The sequence below is a fragment of the Vibrio amylolyticus genome (genome assembly GCF_023145695.1).
GTDB classification, from domain to species: Bacteria; Pseudomonadota; Gammaproteobacteria; order Enterobacterales; family Vibrionaceae; genus Vibrio; species Vibrio amylolyticus.
Map to the genome: position 1 here is coordinate 559,042 of NZ_JAJHVV010000001.1, position 17,284 is coordinate 576,325.

Consider the following 17,284-nt stretch of genomic DNA (forward strand, 5'->3'; position numbering starts at 1 on the left):
GGTTCGTAAAGTTATCTATCGGTATATTGTAATAAGATGACGCCTTCTATACGCTACGCAAATCATGATGATAAGTAGAGTGTGTAATGAGACTTCTAGTATTGGCAACAACCGCTTTGTTAAGCGCCGCAGTAAACGCAACTCCCTTCGTAAACGCTCAAATTGGCGTAGGCTCAGATAAGGCCAATAAGATTTCATTTGGTTACGCAGTCGATAAACACGCATTATCGTTGGGCTATATGGCAACAGAATCAGACAGCGATAAAACCTACACACAAGGAACATCTCCATTTTCAGAGCATTATGAAGCAGAAGCTCAATTTGCCGTACTCGACTATGAATATACGCTGGGAAGCTTTGATGGCTTCGATATGATGATCAATGCTTCATTCGGCCTTGGTAATACGGACAACAAGTTAATTCGAACCAACATGAGCTCTAACGAAGTTATTTCGACAGACAAGAGTGATCATAGCGCCACCTATTACGGCCTATTTTTTGGCGTATCGAGAACCTTTGAAAGTGTCGACGACCTTAGCATTTACGGGTTAGTTGGCGTTGATTCTTATGACTATGAAGAATTTGATAGTGGCGGTTTCTCTGGAAGCGTTGGATTAAGATACCGATTTTAATCAGAATAAATCTTCAGTCATTTCAAATGATGTGTAAAAAAAGCTGGCCCTAGAGCCAGCTTTTTATTTACCAAGAGTAAACAGGTAAAAGTTACTATGCCTCGCTTTCTGGTTTCCACCACCACTGATAAAACTTAGACGAGCCACGTTTGATATCGTTCAGTACCAAATAAAGAATCGGCACCAATAATAACGTTACAAAGGTAGAGAATAGAATACCAAACGCTAATGACACGGCCATTGGTATCATCACCTGAGCTTGAAGGCTAGTTTCAAGCATCATTGGCACCAAACCAAAGAACGTGGTTAGAGAGGTCAAGATAACCGCTCTAAAACGGAAGCAGCCTGAATCTATCGCGGCTTGCGTAATACTCTTGCCCTCAGAGCGAGCTCGATTGACATAATCCACCAACACCAGTGAATCGTTCACGACAACACCGCCTAGGGCGATAATTCCTGTCATACTCAACATACTCATTGATAGCCCCAAGAACAGGTGGCCAAATAGCGCGCCAATCATGCCAAATGGGATCACCGACATGATAATCATCGGTTGAGTATACGACTTCAACGGAATCGCCAGCAGCGTATACACCGCTAATAGAACAAACAGCGCCCCTTGCGCTAACGCGACCATGGATTCTTGTTCATCTAAACTCGCGCCACCTAGCTTCACAGTTAAACCGTCGTATTTAGTCGCTAACTCTGGGACAAAATTCGTCAATATGTCATCTATCACCTTTTTCGGCTCGGCCACATTGGTATTAACGTTCGCTACGACAGTCAGCGCTCTGCGGTAATCTTTACGGTTAATGGATGAATATGAGTCATCAAGCTCTATCTCAGCAACCGTAGAAAAAGGAACTCGATCACCAGATGGCGTTCGTATCAGCATGTTTTCTAAATGACCAATACTGCGCCTTTCATCACGAGGATAACGCACCATGACTTTGACTTCTTCTTTGTCACGTAACAAGCGCTGTGCTTCATAGCCAAAGAACCCGTGGCGAACTTGAGAGGCTAAATCTAACAGGGTTAACCCTAATGCTTCCGCTTCTGGCTTTATCTGTAGACGAATTTCGCTTGAACCTGAAGAGAAGTTATCAGAGATATCATAGAGCCCATTATAGAGGCGTAACTTCTCTTTCAGCTCATCAGAAGCTGCCGTCAAGGCATCCAGGTCATCAGAGGCCAGTTCAAACGTCACTGTGTTTGTTTGCGCTCCACCACCCGCCTCAAATGAGAGTTTATTTACCCCCACTAACGTCGGTAGCTCCGCACGCCATTTATCAGCAATTTGAACGCCATCAACTTCACGGTCTTCAGCTTTAGAAAGCTCGACAAAAAATTCGATATTGGTCAGAGATGATTTCACTACTAAATAGTGATCGACCACAGAACTGCCATATTCCTGCTGAATTTTCTCATCCATTTTATGCATCGATTTCTCGATTAGCTGCGCCGTTTCAATGGTTCTGGCTTCAGAAAAGGCCGGTTCCATTTCAAGCGTTACATGGATATAGTCCGAAGGCATGTCTGGGAAGAAAACCCAACGTACTTTGCCGCTCATCACCAACGCAACAGAGAACATGAGTACGCCAATAAAGGCGGCTAATACACTGTATCGATACTGGATACATCGCTGTAGGAATGGCTTATAGCGCTCAAAAACAAAGGTATTCAATCGAGCATTAAACGCTTGTTTCGCTTTAACAAATCGATTGGGATTTTTGTTCGGTTTGATTTTCATATGCGCAAGGTGCGCAGGAAGAATAAGCTTTGACTCAACCAGTGAGAAAATGAGGCACAGAATAACAACCCAAGCCACCGCTTCACTCAAGCTTTTCATTGGGCCAGAGATGAGCAACATGGGAATAAAGGCGACAATCGTGGTTAAAACACCAAACGTCGCTGGCGTTGCCACTTTACGTACGCCCGTCACAACACTATCAACACTGTGGCCATTATTCTCAATCTCTTGAGCGGCACTCTCCCCTGTTACAATCGCATCGTCCACTACAATCCCGAGCACGAGAATAAAGGCAAACAAGCTCACCATATTGAGCGTTACCCCAAATGGTGGGTGCGGCATTAAAAAGAACGCCCCTAAGAAACAGACCGGAAGGCCCATCATGACCCAAAAGGCCAATTTTACATTTAAGAACAGAGCGAGTATGGCAAAAACAAGAATAGCACCGAAAACAATATTGGAAACCATCATGTCCAAGCGACCATCAAGGTAGTGCGTTAAATCAAGCCAACTGTCCATAAAGACCCCGCTAGGGAGCGTCTTTTTATGTTCATCAAGCCAAGCATTAACTTGTTTTGATATCTCCACAGCATCTTGGCTATCCACACTGTTCACTTGGATGATCGCAGCGGGGTAACCATTAAAACGAACATAGTTATCCCAATCAATAAAGCCATCACGCACATCTGCAACTTGCGATAATAGAATACGGCTACCATCGGGATTAGCGGCAATCACTATGTCCGTAAAATCACCCTCTCTGTACGCTTGCGCCTTCGTTCGCAGTAAAATATTTCCATCATCGGCACGAATGGAGCCACCCGGTAAGTCAAATGACGAGCGTTGTACCGCTTGTGCAACATCGTTGAAAGTTAAGCCATACTCCCTAAGTTGACGCTCACGGACTTCTATTGCAATTTCATAGTCTAACGCACCGATTAAATCCGCACTTGATACCGCAGGAAGTGACGTAAATTCATCACGAGTCTGCTTCGCTAGCTCTTTCATCTCATGATCAGTCAGGTCTCCGTAAATGGAAACAAACATCACCAGATTTTTGGGCTTTATTTGGAAAATATTTGGCTGTTCAATACTGTCCGGAAAGGTGGATATCGCATCAACTTCTAACTTAATCTCATCTAAAATATCTTTAGGCCGATAACCCGAGTCCACTTCAACAGTAACGGTACCGACACTGTCAGCGGCGACAGAAGAAACCTGCTTAATTCCCCGAATGTCTTTGATGGCCTCTTCAATCTTGATGTTTATCCCCTCTTCAATTTCTTGAGGAGCGGCGCCGGGATAAGCGACGGTAACTTGAACGAAGTTAGTTTCAATCGTTGGGAAAACTTCTTTGTTCAATGTGAAGACACTAAAGGTCCCGCCAATAATAAGCAGCCACATGATAAGGTTTGCTGCGACTGGGTTGTGAGCAAACCAAGCGATGATACCGCGCTGCTTAGTCATTCTGTTGCTCCTGCGCGCCGTTCTCTTTCACACCAATGATGGTCACTATTTGTTCTTCGCTGTATTGATTGATAGGTGTCACAGAGATTTGTTCACCCTCAACAAAGCTTGATTGAATATAAGCAAACGCTTCATCTTGACGAATAATATTCACGTTACGTTGCTCAAGTTTCAATTCATCATTCACCACGTAAGCTTTACCATTACGAACTAAATTACGCGGCAGAGAAACGACATCCTCCACTGTATTGGCAACCACCTTCGCCGTCACATAACTACCAAACTTTAGCGATGGTTGAATACAACGCCCCTGCTCTAAGCAATATGGGTCATCGATTTCAGCAATGAGGTTGAACATACGTGAGTTACGGTCGATAACACGCTCACTTCGCTTAATAGTTGCTGGGTAATTGAACTCCTGCCCTGCATATCGAACTTGAAGTGTCGCAGTTAACGAAACATCATCATTAATCGGTAAGTAAGCTAAATCACTGTTTGTAATAGGTAATGAGACTTCGGCCTGCTGAGTATCATAAATATCGGCGATAGGCGCGCCAACGGTTAAGTACTCCCCTAGGCTGGCGTGTCGTTCACTTACTAAGCCATCAAAAGGTGCTCTGATCACCGTTCTTTGGACATTACGAATGGCACGCTTTACCGCTGCTTGAGCAAATTTAACATTGGCTTGTTCACGCTTGACTTGTGGGACTCGCAACCCGAGTTTTGGCGCTTCACCCTCGCCAACATGAGCCCAATCTCGCTTTGCTACTTCTGCTCGCGCGAGCTCTTCTTCTAGTGAGGCTTTTGCCTGAGCCAATGACGCTTTCGCTTGCTCAAGGTCCGCTTCATAATCAGAGGGATCAATATTCGCGAGTATCTGACCTTTCTTAACTAAACCACCCACCAATAAGTCTGGTGATAAGGTTACGATTCTGCCTGATATTTCACTGACGACTTTAGATTGATACTTAGGTTCAACAAAGCCATAAGAATCAATATGGAAAGTCATTTCCTTTGGCGCCGCATCTAATACCTCGATACGAAGTTCAGTTGGCTCAATAGCTATCTGTTCAGGCTCCTCCTTGCTTGCGATGAGTATCTGGGATGCAATAAAAAACACGCCGAGAATAATGAGAGGAGCAGCTCTTCTTGCTATGAGTGCGAAGTTCATATGAGTCCTTAACTGGGAAGACAATAGTAATAATTTGATTTTTCATAGGTAAAATCACGCAATAGTATTCCGTTATACAACGACAAATACTCTGCTCTACCTCAATGATACGCTGTTAGTACTCATAAAAAAAAGCCACTGATGGGATTCAGTGGCTTTTTGATACAATATGTCATGCTTTGATAAACTAACTCACTATTAAGAAAGCTAACTACGCATAAGTTTTCACGCTTGGATTAAAGCATTTTACGAGCAGCTGCAACAACGACCTTAATTGAACGCGCTTCTGTCTCTTTTAATGTCGCGTGATCTGGAATCTCTTTTTGGGTACGGTTAATAATAACACCCGCAACACAACCCGCTTTTAAGCCAGAACTTGCACACATGGTCAGTAGCGTTGCTGATTCCATTTCGAAGTTCAGTACGCCCATATCCTGCCACTCTTGCATTGAGCCTTGGAAGCTCTTAACAACACGCCCTGAGAATGTATCGTAACGCTCTTGCCCAGGGTAGAAGGTGTCGCTTGAAGCAGTTACGCCCATATGAACATCAGCGCCAGACTCTTCAACAGCGGCTTTCATTGCCGTCGCCACATCAAAATCAGCAACTGCAGGGAACTCCATTGGCGCAAAATGTAAGCTTGCACCGTCTAGACGAACGGAACCCGTCGAAACAATCATATCACCAACATTAACATGCGGTTGAATTGCCCCAGTCGTGCCGACACGAAGGAAAGTACGAACACCTAGTTGAGCAAGCTCTTCAACCGCTATTGACGTTGAAGGACCACCGATACCTGTTGAACAAACAACAACTGGCTTTCCATCTAATTCAGCACGATAAAGGGTGTATTCACGATGGCTCGCTAGGAAAACTGGATTCTCCATCTCTTCAGCGATCTTTTGTACGCGTGCAGGATCGCCCGGAATGATCGCAAGCGTCGCGCCATTCAAATCAGCTTCAGTAATACCTAGGTGGAAAACAGCTTGAGACATAAGTCACTCCTTTTGCAGCTTGTTCAGCTATGAGTTTATTGGGTTCGTAGGGTATGGAATTACTGTATCGAACCTAACAACAACAAAGAGTGACAAGCATCACATCAAGAGTTCGTGATTATCATTTCATTTCACACAAAAACGGTTGGCATCACACTTTTATCAATGTAGTTAACAACTGATTGCACAATTTTGATACCCACTTCGATCAAAGTGGGTATCACAACGACATCTCATTTCCCTCTCAACGAGAAGTTTTAGTGACCAAATTTGGATTTAAACTTTAATAACCGTAACGCGTTAAGCGTCACTAGTGCGGTAGCACCACTGTCGGCCATAACAGCCACCCATAAGCCCGTAATCCCAAATAAGCTCGTGACAAGAAATACGGCTTTGAGCCCAAGAGCCAAGCAGACATTCTGTCTGATATTAGCGAGTGTCGCTTGTGATAGCTCAATCATGCCAGAGAGCTCAATCAAACGATTATGGGTAATTGCTGCATCAGCTGTTTCTAACGCAACGTCTGTCCCACCACCCATCGCAATACCAATGCTTGATGCTTTCATTGCAGGCGCATCGTTAATCCCATCACCAACCATGGCGACATTAGAATTTTGAGACAGTTGCTCAACATAGGTGACTTTATCTTGTGGCAGCAAACTGGCTTTATAATCAATATCAATCTGCGAGCTAATCGCCGCTGCACTGCGTGGGTTGTCGCCCGTTAACATAATGGAATGAATACCAAGTGACTGTAGGGCTTTAACCGCCTGTTTCGCATCTTCTCGAAGGGTATCTTGCCAAGCAATCAGGCCGATACATTCAGGTTCGCCTTTAGTGGCAATAACAACCGTTTTACCTTCGTCTTCAAGCTGTTCAACCATAGCCACGATATCAGCATGAAGGGATACCGTCAGTTTGCTCGGTGCACACACCTGATAGATATGTCCATTAACCGTGCCTTTCACGCCACTACCAATCAAGGCTTGTTTCTCACTCGCCTCTGGCAATGTTATGCCCATTTCTTCTGCACGCTTAACAAGAGAAACAGCGAGCGGGTGACTTGAACCAACTTCAATGCCGCCTACCACTTCTAACAGTGAGTTTTCTTCCCATTCGTTAAAGGCTATCACGTTAGTCACTTCAGGTTTTCCTTTGGTTAAGGTACCGGTTTTATCAAACGCGACGGTTTCTATTTTTCCAAGTTGTTCAAGTGCGGCGCCACCTTTGATCAACGCGCCTCTCTTAGCACCAGCGGCTAATCCTGAAGTTATTGCAGCTGGCGTAGAAATCACTAATGCACATGGACAAGCGATAAGCAGTAAAGCTAAACCTCGGTAAACCCACGTTTCCCAAGGTTGAGCGAATAGCAGGGGCGGAAGCGTGATAACCGCTAAGGCCACCAACATCATCAGCGGCGTATACCAACGGCTAAACTTATCCAGAAAACGTTCTAAGGGTGCTTTGCGAGATTCCGCTTCTTCGATAAGGTGAAGAATACGATCAATCGCATTCTCGCCCTGTTTTGAGGTAATGGTAAATCGAACCACGCGATCGGCTACAACAGCACCAGCCATCACCGCTTCACTTTTATAGCGCTCAACAGGAATGGATTCACCTGTTAACGCACTTTCATCAAAACTTGCTAGTTCATCATGCAGAGTACCATCGGCCGGAAGCCTTGAGCCCGGAGAGACTTCAATAACATCACCCGGATTTAATTCACTGGCAGAAACCTCGACTCGTTGACCATCAATAATCTTTGTTGCAGTTTCAGGAACCAGTGCCATTAACGCTTGAACACCACTTCTTGCTCTAGAAGCGGCAAAAGCTTCAAGGCGCTCGCCAATCAGAAATAACAGTAGAACCATCGCCGCTTCCACTGTCTCACCTAAATACAATGCCCCCAAAGCGGCAACGCTCATGAGTGTTTCAATTGAAAATGGTGTACCCGATTTCGCAAGCTGAATAGCTTTTTTGCCAATAGGGTATAAACCAGCAAGACAGGTAAATATGAATAACCCTTCGCTCAAAACAGGCAATGAGGGTTTAATTATGGCAGCGAGAACCATCGCCACAGCAATGGCAATTATCTTTCCATTTTGTTTCAGTAGAGGTAGCCAACCCGTTTGGGTTTCCGTTTGACTGTTATTCGCGGTGACAAAGGAGAAACCTGCACTAATGACGGCTTGTTCAATGCTGTTAACGACAGACGGGTCATTGAACTTGGCAACCAGCTTTTCGGTGGCGAATAAGACTTTTGATTCTTTTATCCCCTCTATTTTATTGACCGCGGTTTCAACTTTCCTTGCACAGGCAGGGCAGTCCATGCCCTCAATCTTCCAACTCTGGCTTAGTACGGATTGAGCCGTATTTGTTTCATTTTTAATTTTAGTGGAAGTAGATGTTTGTTCCGTTGAGGTTAAACTAGGAGAGCAACTGGACTCGCTTTCCTCATCATTCGAGCTCGCGCTACTGTCACAAGAGCTTGAACTGCAGCAACTGCTATCCGACGAGGTTGAGACACCCGCCATCTGTATTGAGTTTATTTTAGGTGTAGAGCATCCACTACTTGCCGCTGCGGCTGGTGTGACTTTATTTGAGCGGCACCCTGCGTGTTTTGTGCACATATCTTTCTCTCCATAATCCATATTCAAAGAATAAGTACTGTTTATAAAGAGTGTAAACCTTTGAGCCTACTCCAAGGTCAAACTATATTTTCTCTTTTTCGCTCTTATTTTCATCGAGGTGCATGATGTCCATCACCTCTTTATCGATAATTGCATCATCAATTAACACGGCATCATGAGAACAGAATGGCTGTGAGTTAACGCAAGTAAACGAAGGATCATCATCCACTTCTGGCTCTTGGCCTTCCATCATGCCTGCAATGTGCCTTCGTAACATGTAGATTGCGATGATCCCAAATACCATGGTACCCACGGCTTGACCATATAACACCCCAAGTGCACCAAACCACATTGCCCCAAAATAGACGAAAGGTAATGTGCCTATCGTTGCTTTGCCTAAATTGAGAGCTGTTGAATAGAGAGGCTTACCAAGATTATTAAACGACGTGTTGGCAACAAACAGGGTTCCATTAAAAATGAAACTGATCGCGACATAGGTACAAAAGGCAACAACGATGATGGCAGCATCCCCTTCAAGGCTAAACATGGCGACAATAAGATCCTGAGCAAAATACAAGATAAGACAAACCACTAGGGTATAGCTTGTTGTCACAATGAGAGAGTTATTGAGCGTTTCTTTGACTCTATCAAAACGTTCCGCACCGAAATTTTGCCCAATAATCGGCCCAACCGCACCGGAAAGGGCAAATATGACAGCAAAACAGACCGGAATAAGTCGCCCTATTACCGCGTATCCAGCAACAAAATTTTCTCCAAATTGTGCAATCGATGAGGTCACAATCGCGTTACCAACTGGCGTAGCAATATTGGTAATAATCGCGGGGATTGCAATGGCCAAAATGACTTTCAAGTTGCGTTGCCAATCGCCAAATGACGGCATTGCCACCAACTTATGGACCTTGATAAGTGGATAGAGAGAAAAGAACAATACCGTGAAACGCGCGATGACCGAGGCAAGCGCCGCCCCTTCCACATTCCATCCAAAGCCAAAGATAAAGATAGGATCAAGTACCGCATTAACAATACCACCAGATAAGGTCGCCCACATGGATCGTTTTGCATCACCTGCGGAGCGTAATCCAGCCCCTGCCGCCATAGCTAAAGCAATCACAGGCCCGCTCGGCAAGAGTATTTGTAAATACGCTTGCGCTCGTTCAGCAGCGATACCTTGAGCACCAATTAATGACAGTAATTCAGGAATATAGACATACATAGAAGCGCAAACAATTGAGCTTATAACAAATGCGGTTGCCATAATGCTCGCACTGAGCCTTCGCGCATAATCGCGTTTTTTTGAGCCTATGGCTTTAGAGACAAGTGCTCCCATTGCAATGGAAGTACCAATAGAGATAGAGGTAGAGAAAAAGACTAAACTTCCTGCAAAGCCAACCGCTGCGGCTAATTCAACTTGACCAAGCATACTGATAAAGAGCATATCCAGTAAGTCGACTACAAAGAGTGCCATCAAACCAACAGAGCCTGCACCAGACATCACTAAGATGTGCCTCATGGTTGATCCTTCAACGAATTTTGCACCTTGGTTTGACATTCTATTCCCTCAAAAACAAGAAAAGGCGCAATAAGCGCCTTACATTTTGTTACTCTTTTACGCTAGGGACAACCTATCACACAGGGTGTTTAAAGCAATCATCAATACTTTGACCAATCGCTCTCAATACGTCTGTTCGACTAATTATGCCAACCAACTTTTCGTTATCGACGACGGGATATACTTTAGGTTTGCCGACTTTCATCTTATCAGCCATCTCGATGATAGTAGTTTCGGGAGAGACAGAAAGTACCTCTGTGTGCATACAGTCGCCGACTAGGTGCGTATCTTGGCAAAAGTAGCTGACTTTCACTAACTTATCGAGTAGATCTTGCTCAGATAAGAAGCCAATCACTTTCTCTTGCTCATCAATAACTGGACCACCAAGGTGAGAACACTTCATCACCTTCTGCAAGGCAACACTTAAAGACATATCAGGTGTAAAGGTTACTGCCTGAAGAGTCATATAATCTTTTACTCTTTGTGATTCCATAGCTTGCTCCTTAAGCAACAACTTTTTAACGTGTCTATAGTAATTGTTGTCTAATTTCTTGATTTTACTAAATGGATTTAACCAATATTATCGATAGATATGACCGATTGATCGCTAAAGCCCCGTTGTACCTCACTTCCAGCCATATGGTACTGTCACTATTTTTTATGTTCTTGTGCCATATCTCTCATTGTGATTATGCTACTGATGAGCGATACGAAAAATGGAACACAATAAGTCAGCCCAATTTTTATCCATTGTATTGATGCATCAAAGAAAATCGCATCATGCTGATTAATGATATTTAAAAGCGTCCCCACAATCAGTGCAATCCATGCAGCGCGCTTGATGACTTTTCTATTTAACACGCTCGAATTCCTTCTTTTGTCGCGCTTTTATTGTGCTTCCTACCTTAATACACGTTCTAGTATGGCAAAGTTAGCGAGGTAAATTTGAGTCATAGGATCAAAAAAGGCTAACCGAAGTTAACCTTTAAAAATGCATATGCCATGCCAGCTATTTGTCTTTCCAACGCTCAGCGGCATCGGCATCGGATTGTCTTGACTCTACCCAGCGAGTGGTCTCTGTCGTCCGCTCTTTCTTCCAGAACGGCGCTTTGGTTTTCAAGTAATCCATAATAAACTCACACGCTTCAAATGCAGCCCCACGATGAGCGCTAGACACACCAACAAAGACAATTTGATCGCCAATATCAAGATCACCTACCCGATGGATAACGCGCAATCTTAATAAAGGCCAACGTTTTTCAGCTTGGTCACAAATCTCCAATAGCGCTTTTTCTGTCATTCCTGGGTAATGCTCTAAGGAAAGACCGGTCACATTATCACCTAGGTTCATATCACGAACTTTACCAATAAAAGTTACGACAGCACCCGCATCGGTACCTTCACCTAAATAGTCACACTCGTCAGAAACTGAGAAGTCTTCATATTGAACACTAACGCGATTATCCATGACTAACCTCCGGTAACAGGAGGGAAGAAAGCGATTTCATCACCATCAACAATAGTAGACTCTAGCGGAACAATCGATTGGTTCACCGCCGCCAATAACTTACCTTGCTCTAGTGCGATGTCCCACTTGCCTTCTTGCTGAGCGAGGTGAGATCGAATTTGCTCTACCGTGTCGAAATTAGCGTCAAGTTCGACACTATCAACCCCAACTAGCTCGCGGGTTTGAGCAAAAAACAGAACCTTAATCATGACTCCACCTTAAAGTGACCAGATTTACCGCCCGTTTTTTCAAGTAAACGTACATTCTCAATCACTATGTCTTTTTGCACAGCCTTGCACATGTCATAAATGGTTAACGCAGCCACTGAAGCGGCCGTTAATGCTTCCATCTCAACGCCAGTTTTACCTGCCAGCTTACACACCGACTCAATGCGAACTTTGTTGTCAGCTTCCAGCGCTTCAAGTTGGACTTCAACTTTAGAGAGCAGAAGCGGATGACAAAGCGGGATCAAATCCCATGTTTTCTTTGCTGCTTGAATCCCTGCTATGCGTGCGGTGGCGAACACATCGCCTTTATGATGTTGACCAGAAACAATCAAATTGAGCGTCTCTGCAGACATAGAAACAAAAGCTTCTGCTCTGGCTTCTCGAACGGTATCAGCTTTCGCAGACACATCAACCATGTTCGCTTCACCTGAAGCATTAATATGGGTTAATTCACTCATAAAATGTCTCTGCCCTTATACCGATAAATGTGGCATGAAGTTACAAGGGCGATGACTTGCGTCTAACTGCTGTTTAATTATTTTGGTCCACGCGGTACGGCAAGCCCCTGTTGAACCTGGCATAGCAAAGATAACCGTATGATTAGCAAAGCCTGCAATCGCGCGAGATTGAATCGTTGACGTACCGATCTCTTCATAAGAAACCGTACGGAAAAGCTCGCCGAAGCCTTCAACTTGCTTATCGAACAACGGTACTAGTGCTTCAGGCGTACTGTCACGAGAAGTAAAACCTGTACCACCAGTAATAACGACTGCTTGTACTTTCTCATCGGCAATCCACTGAGAAACGATTGCACGGATTTTATACATATCATCGATTACAATTTGCTTATCGATAACATTATGACCCGCTTCTTTCGCTTGTTCTGCTAAGTAGCCGCCCGATGTGTCGTTCTCTTCAGTACGTGTATCTGAAACCGTTAAAACAGCAATGTTCGCTGCTTGAAATTTGCTTTCTGCGTGACCCATTTATTCACCTATTTGATAAATTTTAATCCGACGTCTTAAAGGTGTCCCGGCCATGATCAATCACAGCCGGAGGCATACTAGCCACCAATAGACGCTAAATGAGGAGTAATTCCTGAATTGCCATCATGTAAGAAATGGCTTTGAGATTTATTCTGAAGTTGTTGTGAAATACGTTCCATCAACGCGTTTTGCTGCAGATCATTTTGCAAAAGATCTCTTAACTCAACGCCGTGATCACCAAATAAGCACATATGAAGCTTACCTCGAGCCGACACTCTTAATCGGTTGCAGCTTTCACAGAAGCTTTTCTCATACGGCATGATAAGGCCAATTTCTCCCTGATAATCAGGATGAACAAAAACTTGCGCTGGACCGTCATTGACAGCACGGACTTTTAATATCCAGCCGTTGGCAATGAGCTGATTACGTATCGCAACACCAGATACATGATGTTTGTGAAACAGATCATCCATTTCTCCCGTTTGCATCAGTTCGATAAAACGCAATTGAATCGGACGATCTTTAATCCAATTAAGGAAGTTTGGCAGTTCTTGAGAGTTAAGATCTTTCATCAAAACGACATTGACTTTAACTTGCTCGTATCCCACTTCAAAGGCGCGGTCGATACCCGCCATGACTTGAGTGAATTTATTCTCACCAGTTATTTGATGGAACATTCTAGGGTCGAGACTATCTAGACTCACATTGATATGCGTCAGACCCGCTTGTTTCCAATCAGCAACCTGCTTCTCCATACGATAGCCATTCGTCGTCGTCGCTACCTTTTGGATTCCAGAGGTCGAGGAGACAGTATCGATAATATCTATGAAGTCTTTACGTAAGCTAGGTTCACCACCGGTGATGCGAACTTTGGATGTTCCACATTCAGCAAATGCGGAAACCACTCGTTTCACTTCAGGGACGGTTAAAAAAGACGAGTTTTTCTGCCCCGAAGGCTTATAGCCATCAGGTAAACAGTAGGTACACTTGAAGTTACAGACATCTGTAACGGATAACCGCAAGTAATAAAACTTACGGTTAAATTTATCTTCGAATTGTTGCGCCATGGAACACCTTTCCAAATACGGGAGGCGGAATCATTTCTAATTCAGCCCTGGTGACAACTTGTCACTGGCTCATTGCGCCTATCCTTACCGACATACAAGGTATTAACCAAAGACGGGAACTTAGCGAAATGAGCTCGGAGTTATGGCAACCATTAATGCTGATTCACATTCAATGGTAGCTATTTAATAAAATACTTAATATTTTGATACGATTCTACCCTAGCGGTCAAAAAATTTTGCTCACCCCACAAATTACCCACTATTGAGTATTTAAAAGGGCGGAATTACACTAAATTAATAGACACAGCGACTAACTTGTATAGTGAAAGCGCTGATAATTATTCTACCGCCCTACAATTAAGAAGAACTTCATGACTCTATACTCATCTAAAAAAGTGGTTGCCATTGGAGGCGGACACGGATTAGGTCGTATGCTTGCTGCACTTAAAGACTTTGGGTCTAACGCAACAGGAATTGTGACCACCACAGATAATGGGGGATCCACGGGGCGAATTCGTCATTGCCAAGGCGGTATTGCTTGGGGAGATACACGAAACTGTATTAACCAGTTGATCACCGACCCTTCCATCAGTTCAATGATGTTTGAGTACCGCTTTAAAGGCGCGGGAGAGCTTGATGGGCATAACTTGGGAAATTTAATGCTTACCGCATTAGACAACCTGTCTGTTCGGCCTTTTGAAGCCATTCAACTGATTCGTAATATGCTTAAAGTTGATGTCAATATTGTTCCAATGTCTGAGCATCCGTCAGACCTAACCGCCCTTTCCGTTGAAGGTAAATGGGTAACGGGTGAAACCAATGTGGATGAGATGCCTGATGACCTTATGCGTTTAGATCTCTCTCCAGAAGTTCCAGCGACAAAAGAAGGCGTTACGGCCATTGACGAGTCTGACTGCATCGTATTAGGGCCAGGAAGCTTTTTAACGAGTATTATGCCGCCATTATTGCTTCCTGAAGTCGGTAAAGCGATTGCTAATAATACAAAAGCGAAATTGGTTTTCGTTGAAAACTTGTCACCTGAATATGGCCCAGCAGGACGCATGAGCCTCAAACAGAAATTGGAATGGTGTGAACGGGCCTGCCAAGGAAGAAAAATAGACGTCGTACTCGGTGATACGCCTCATCCAGAGATTGACCAAGAGTGGCACTGCTTGACCACTGAACTTGCATCGCCAAATAGAGATTGGCGACATGACAGAAGTAAACTCCAATCGGCCATTGAAAACCTACTTAAATAAAACGGCGTAGATACTCTAATGACGCAACTACTTAGCGACCAGAGCTTGATACGTCTCTCTGGTCTCTTCTAGGTGTTGAACCATTTTTTCTAAATCCGCCACAGGGTTAAGCGCTTCCCCAGCTTTAATTCGAGCATCCATATCAATGGAAACGTGACAAAGCCTATCGGCACCGAAACTCGCCGCACTGCTTTTTAAAGCATGGCTTATTTCCCTTAAGTACTTCTCTTTATCAACCGTTTCATCTTCCAAAAGGGTCTTTTTATACAAGCTCAATTCACTGAGAAAGATATCGAGCAACACGGGTAGATTATCAGCCCCAATCTCGTTGGAAAGACGCTCTATTTTTTCTTTGTTTAAGATATCCATCGCTATTTTCCATTACCCCATGCTTGCAACTTTCTATAGATAGTCGAAGGACTGACATCTAAATAGCCAGCAGCCCGAGGAATATTGCCCTCGCATGCTTCAATCGCTTGCTCAATGGCCGTTTTTTCCGTCTGCCATAAAGGGAAGATCTCATGAACCGACAGACTCTCTTTTACCGTTTTCTCGACTCGAATTTGATTCTCTGTCGGTAGGTTTAGCGGCGGAGGTAACATATCCAGATTTATCTCTTTCCCGTTATTTAGTACTACCACGTTACGCAATATATTCTGTAACTGCCTAACGTTTCCTGGCCACTCATAACGGTTAAATCGCTCTACCACTTCCGGAGATAAACGAACAAAGCCCTTACCTTCTTCATTTGACATAAAGCCCAATAGAGAATAAGCAATTTCAATCACATCTTCACCACGCTCTCTTAATGGCGGAAGATGCAATGGGATCACGTACAAGCGATAATAAAGATCTTCTCTAAATCGTCCTTCTTGTACCTCTTTCCATGGGTCGCGGTTGGTTGCACAAACGAAACGGACATCCACACTTTTCATTTTTGAAGAGCCGACCTTTTGGAATGTACCCGTCTGGATAAAGCGTAGCAGTTTGGTCTGCAAGTCGAGATCCATTTCACACAGCTCATCGAGAAACAGAGTGCCTCCATCAGCAAGCTCTGCCGCACCTTGCCTATCGGTAGCGGCACCAGTAAATGCACCTTTTACGTGCCCAAAGAGTTCACTTTCAATCAGATCTTTAGGGATCGCAGCACAGTTTATGGCAATGAATGGTTTATCTCCTCGCTTACTCGCAGCGTGAATAGCTTCAGCACAAACCTCTTTACCCGTTCCACTTTCACCCGTGATAAAGATACTCGCTTTACTCATGGCTGCAGAATCTATAGTGCGATAAACCGCTTGCATCGTTAAGCTACTACCAATAAAGCCTTGATAGTTTTGATTGCCAGGATAATCATCTTTATTTTTTAACTTGCTTGCTTTGCGAATAGCGTTATTGACAGTGACACGCAGTCGATCCGCTTCACAAGGTTTGATAAGGAAGTCTTGGGCGCCTAAACGCATAGCTTCAACGGCGGTATCTATGGAGCCGTGCGCAGTCATGAAAATCACAGGCACATCTGGATGACTCTGTTTTACACTCTCTAATACATCCATACCCGTCATATCAGGTAGTCGTAAGTCGAGAAGGATTAAATCGGGTGTTCGATTTTTTAAGCTATCAATGGCATCTCTACCCGTCCCAACAATATTAATGTCGAGACCAAGCGGAGTAAGGTAAGAACGGTACAAGGCCGCAACGGACGCGGTATCTTCTACCATCAATAGATATTTTGATTTATGTACATCTGACAGTTGCTGCATAACCTAGCCAATAATCATTTGCATTTTTATAAATGATCGCATTGCGAGTTGCAATTTGCAAATAACATCAATAAATACAACCCTAAATGGGTATATTTTGTGCGATATTCTCCAATTTCATATGGCGTAATTGATGCATCTGTAACTATGACCTGAATGGGTCACCTAGCCAACTGACGTTGTTAGTGGATTCAATGTCCACAAATTACAGCCAATAGACCTTCAATTATCTATTGGCTATTTTTTGTTTATCTGCCTTAGAC

The 17,284-nt window shown here is 44.0% G+C and carries 16 protein-coding genes and 1 riboswitch; of the genes, 2 read left to right on the forward strand and 14 right to left on the reverse strand.

The window, feature by feature from the left end:
• Positions 1 to 86: 86 nt before the first annotated feature.
• The gene (locus tag KP803_RS02495; RefSeq protein WP_248007245.1) at positions 87 to 632 is read left to right on the forward strand and encodes a hypothetical protein; all 546 of its coding nucleotides are present in this window, start codon (positions 87 to 89) and stop codon (positions 630 to 632) included.
• 94 nt (positions 633 to 726) lie between these two features.
• On the opposite strand, the gene KP803_RS02500 is transcribed toward KP803_RS02495, so the two are convergent.
• From KP803_RS02500 to moaA, 12 genes are all read right to left on the reverse strand, one after another.
• Positions 727 to 3,849 carry an efflux RND transporter permease subunit gene (locus KP803_RS02500; RefSeq protein ID WP_248007246.1) on the reverse strand — a complete coding sequence of 1,041 codons (3,123 nt, stop codon included), beginning with the start codon at positions 3,847 to 3,849 and terminating at the stop codon, positions 727 to 729.
• Positions 3,842 to 5,020: an efflux RND transporter periplasmic adaptor subunit gene (locus KP803_RS02505; protein WP_248007247.1), complete on the reverse strand. Its 1,179-nt coding sequence runs from the start codon at positions 5,018 to 5,020 to the stop codon at positions 3,842 to 3,844. The genes KP803_RS02500 and KP803_RS02505 overlap by 8 nt, the downstream gene beginning before the upstream one ends.
• A 236-nt stretch (positions 5,021 to 5,256) precedes the next feature.
• Positions 5,257 to 6,015 (reverse strand): uridine phosphorylase, encoded by a 759-nt coding sequence (gene udp, locus KP803_RS02510; protein ID WP_248007248.1) that lies wholly within the window; start codon positions 6,013 to 6,015, stop codon positions 5,257 to 5,259.
• A gap of 257 nt (positions 6,016 to 6,272) precedes the next feature.
• On the reverse strand, positions 6,273 to 8,645 hold the full coding sequence (locus KP803_RS02515) for a zinc/cadmium/mercury/lead-transporting ATPase (protein WP_248007249.1): 2,373 nt from the start codon (positions 8,643 to 8,645) through the stop codon (positions 6,273 to 6,275).
• 82 nt (positions 8,646 to 8,727) lie between these two features.
• Positions 8,728 to 10,215, reverse strand: a complete 1,488-nt coding sequence (locus KP803_RS02520) for an MATE family efflux transporter (RefSeq protein ID WP_248007250.1) — start codon at positions 10,213 to 10,215, stop codon at positions 8,728 to 8,730.
• A gap of 76 nt (positions 10,216 to 10,291) precedes the next feature.
• Complete coding sequence (locus KP803_RS02525; RefSeq protein WP_248007251.1) at positions 10,292 to 10,708, reverse strand: CBS domain-containing protein; 417 nt, start codon at positions 10,706 to 10,708, stop codon at positions 10,292 to 10,294.
• Positions 10,709 to 10,866: 158 nt separating this feature from the next.
• Positions 10,867 to 11,076, reverse strand: a complete 210-nt coding sequence (gene nrtS, locus KP803_RS02530) for a nitrate/nitrite transporter NrtS (protein ID WP_248007252.1) — start codon at positions 11,074 to 11,076, stop codon at positions 10,867 to 10,869.
• A 148-nt stretch (positions 11,077 to 11,224) separates the two neighbouring features.
• Positions 11,225 to 11,683: a molybdopterin synthase catalytic subunit MoaE gene (gene moaE / locus KP803_RS02535; protein ID WP_248007253.1), complete on the reverse strand. Its 459-nt coding sequence runs from the start codon at positions 11,681 to 11,683 to the stop codon at positions 11,225 to 11,227.
• A gap of 2 nt (positions 11,684 to 11,685) precedes the next feature.
• The gene (gene moaD, locus KP803_RS02540) at positions 11,686 to 11,931 is read right to left on the reverse strand and encodes a molybdopterin synthase sulfur carrier subunit (RefSeq protein ID WP_248007254.1); all 246 of its coding nucleotides are present in this window, start codon (positions 11,929 to 11,931) and stop codon (positions 11,686 to 11,688) included.
• Positions 11,928 to 12,407, reverse strand: a complete 480-nt coding sequence (gene moaC / locus KP803_RS02545; protein ID WP_248007255.1) for a cyclic pyranopterin monophosphate synthase MoaC — start codon at positions 12,405 to 12,407, stop codon at positions 11,928 to 11,930. The genes moaD and moaC overlap by 4 nt, the downstream gene beginning before the upstream one ends.
• A 15-nt stretch (positions 12,408 to 12,422) precedes the next feature.
• On the reverse strand, positions 12,423 to 12,935 hold the full coding sequence (moaB, locus tag KP803_RS02550) for a molybdenum cofactor biosynthesis protein B (protein ID WP_248007256.1): 513 nt from the start codon (positions 12,933 to 12,935) through the stop codon (positions 12,423 to 12,425).
• Between the two features lie 77 nt (positions 12,936 to 13,012).
• Positions 13,013 to 14,002, reverse strand: coding sequence for a GTP 3',8-cyclase MoaA (gene moaA / locus KP803_RS02555; RefSeq protein ID WP_248007257.1), 990 nt, complete (start codon positions 14,000 to 14,002; stop codon positions 13,013 to 13,015).
• Positions 13,991 to 14,154, reverse strand: a riboswitch (molybdenum cofactor riboswitch). (Overlaps the previous gene by 12 nt.)
• A gap of 219 nt (positions 14,155 to 14,373) precedes the next feature.
• On the opposite strand from moaA, the gene KP803_RS02560 reads away from it, so the two are divergent.
• Positions 14,374 to 15,261 carry a YvcK family protein gene (locus tag KP803_RS02560; protein ID WP_248007258.1) on the forward strand — a complete coding sequence of 296 codons (888 nt, stop codon included), beginning with the start codon at positions 14,374 to 14,376 and terminating at the stop codon, positions 15,259 to 15,261.
• Positions 15,262 to 15,288: 27 nt separating this feature from the next.
• Here KP803_RS02560 and luxU read toward each other — a convergent pair whose 3' ends face one another.
• Positions 15,289 to 15,630, reverse strand: a complete 342-nt coding sequence (luxU, locus tag KP803_RS02565; protein WP_248007259.1) for a quorum-sensing phosphorelay protein LuxU — start codon at positions 15,628 to 15,630, stop codon at positions 15,289 to 15,291.
• A 2-nt stretch (positions 15,631 to 15,632) separates the two neighbouring features.
• The gene (gene luxO / locus KP803_RS02570) at positions 15,633 to 17,021 is read right to left on the reverse strand and encodes a quorum-sensing sigma-54 dependent transcriptional regulator LuxO (protein WP_248007260.1); all 1,389 of its coding nucleotides are present in this window, start codon (positions 17,019 to 17,021) and stop codon (positions 15,633 to 15,635) included.
• Positions 17,022 to 17,284 lie beyond the last annotated feature (263 nt).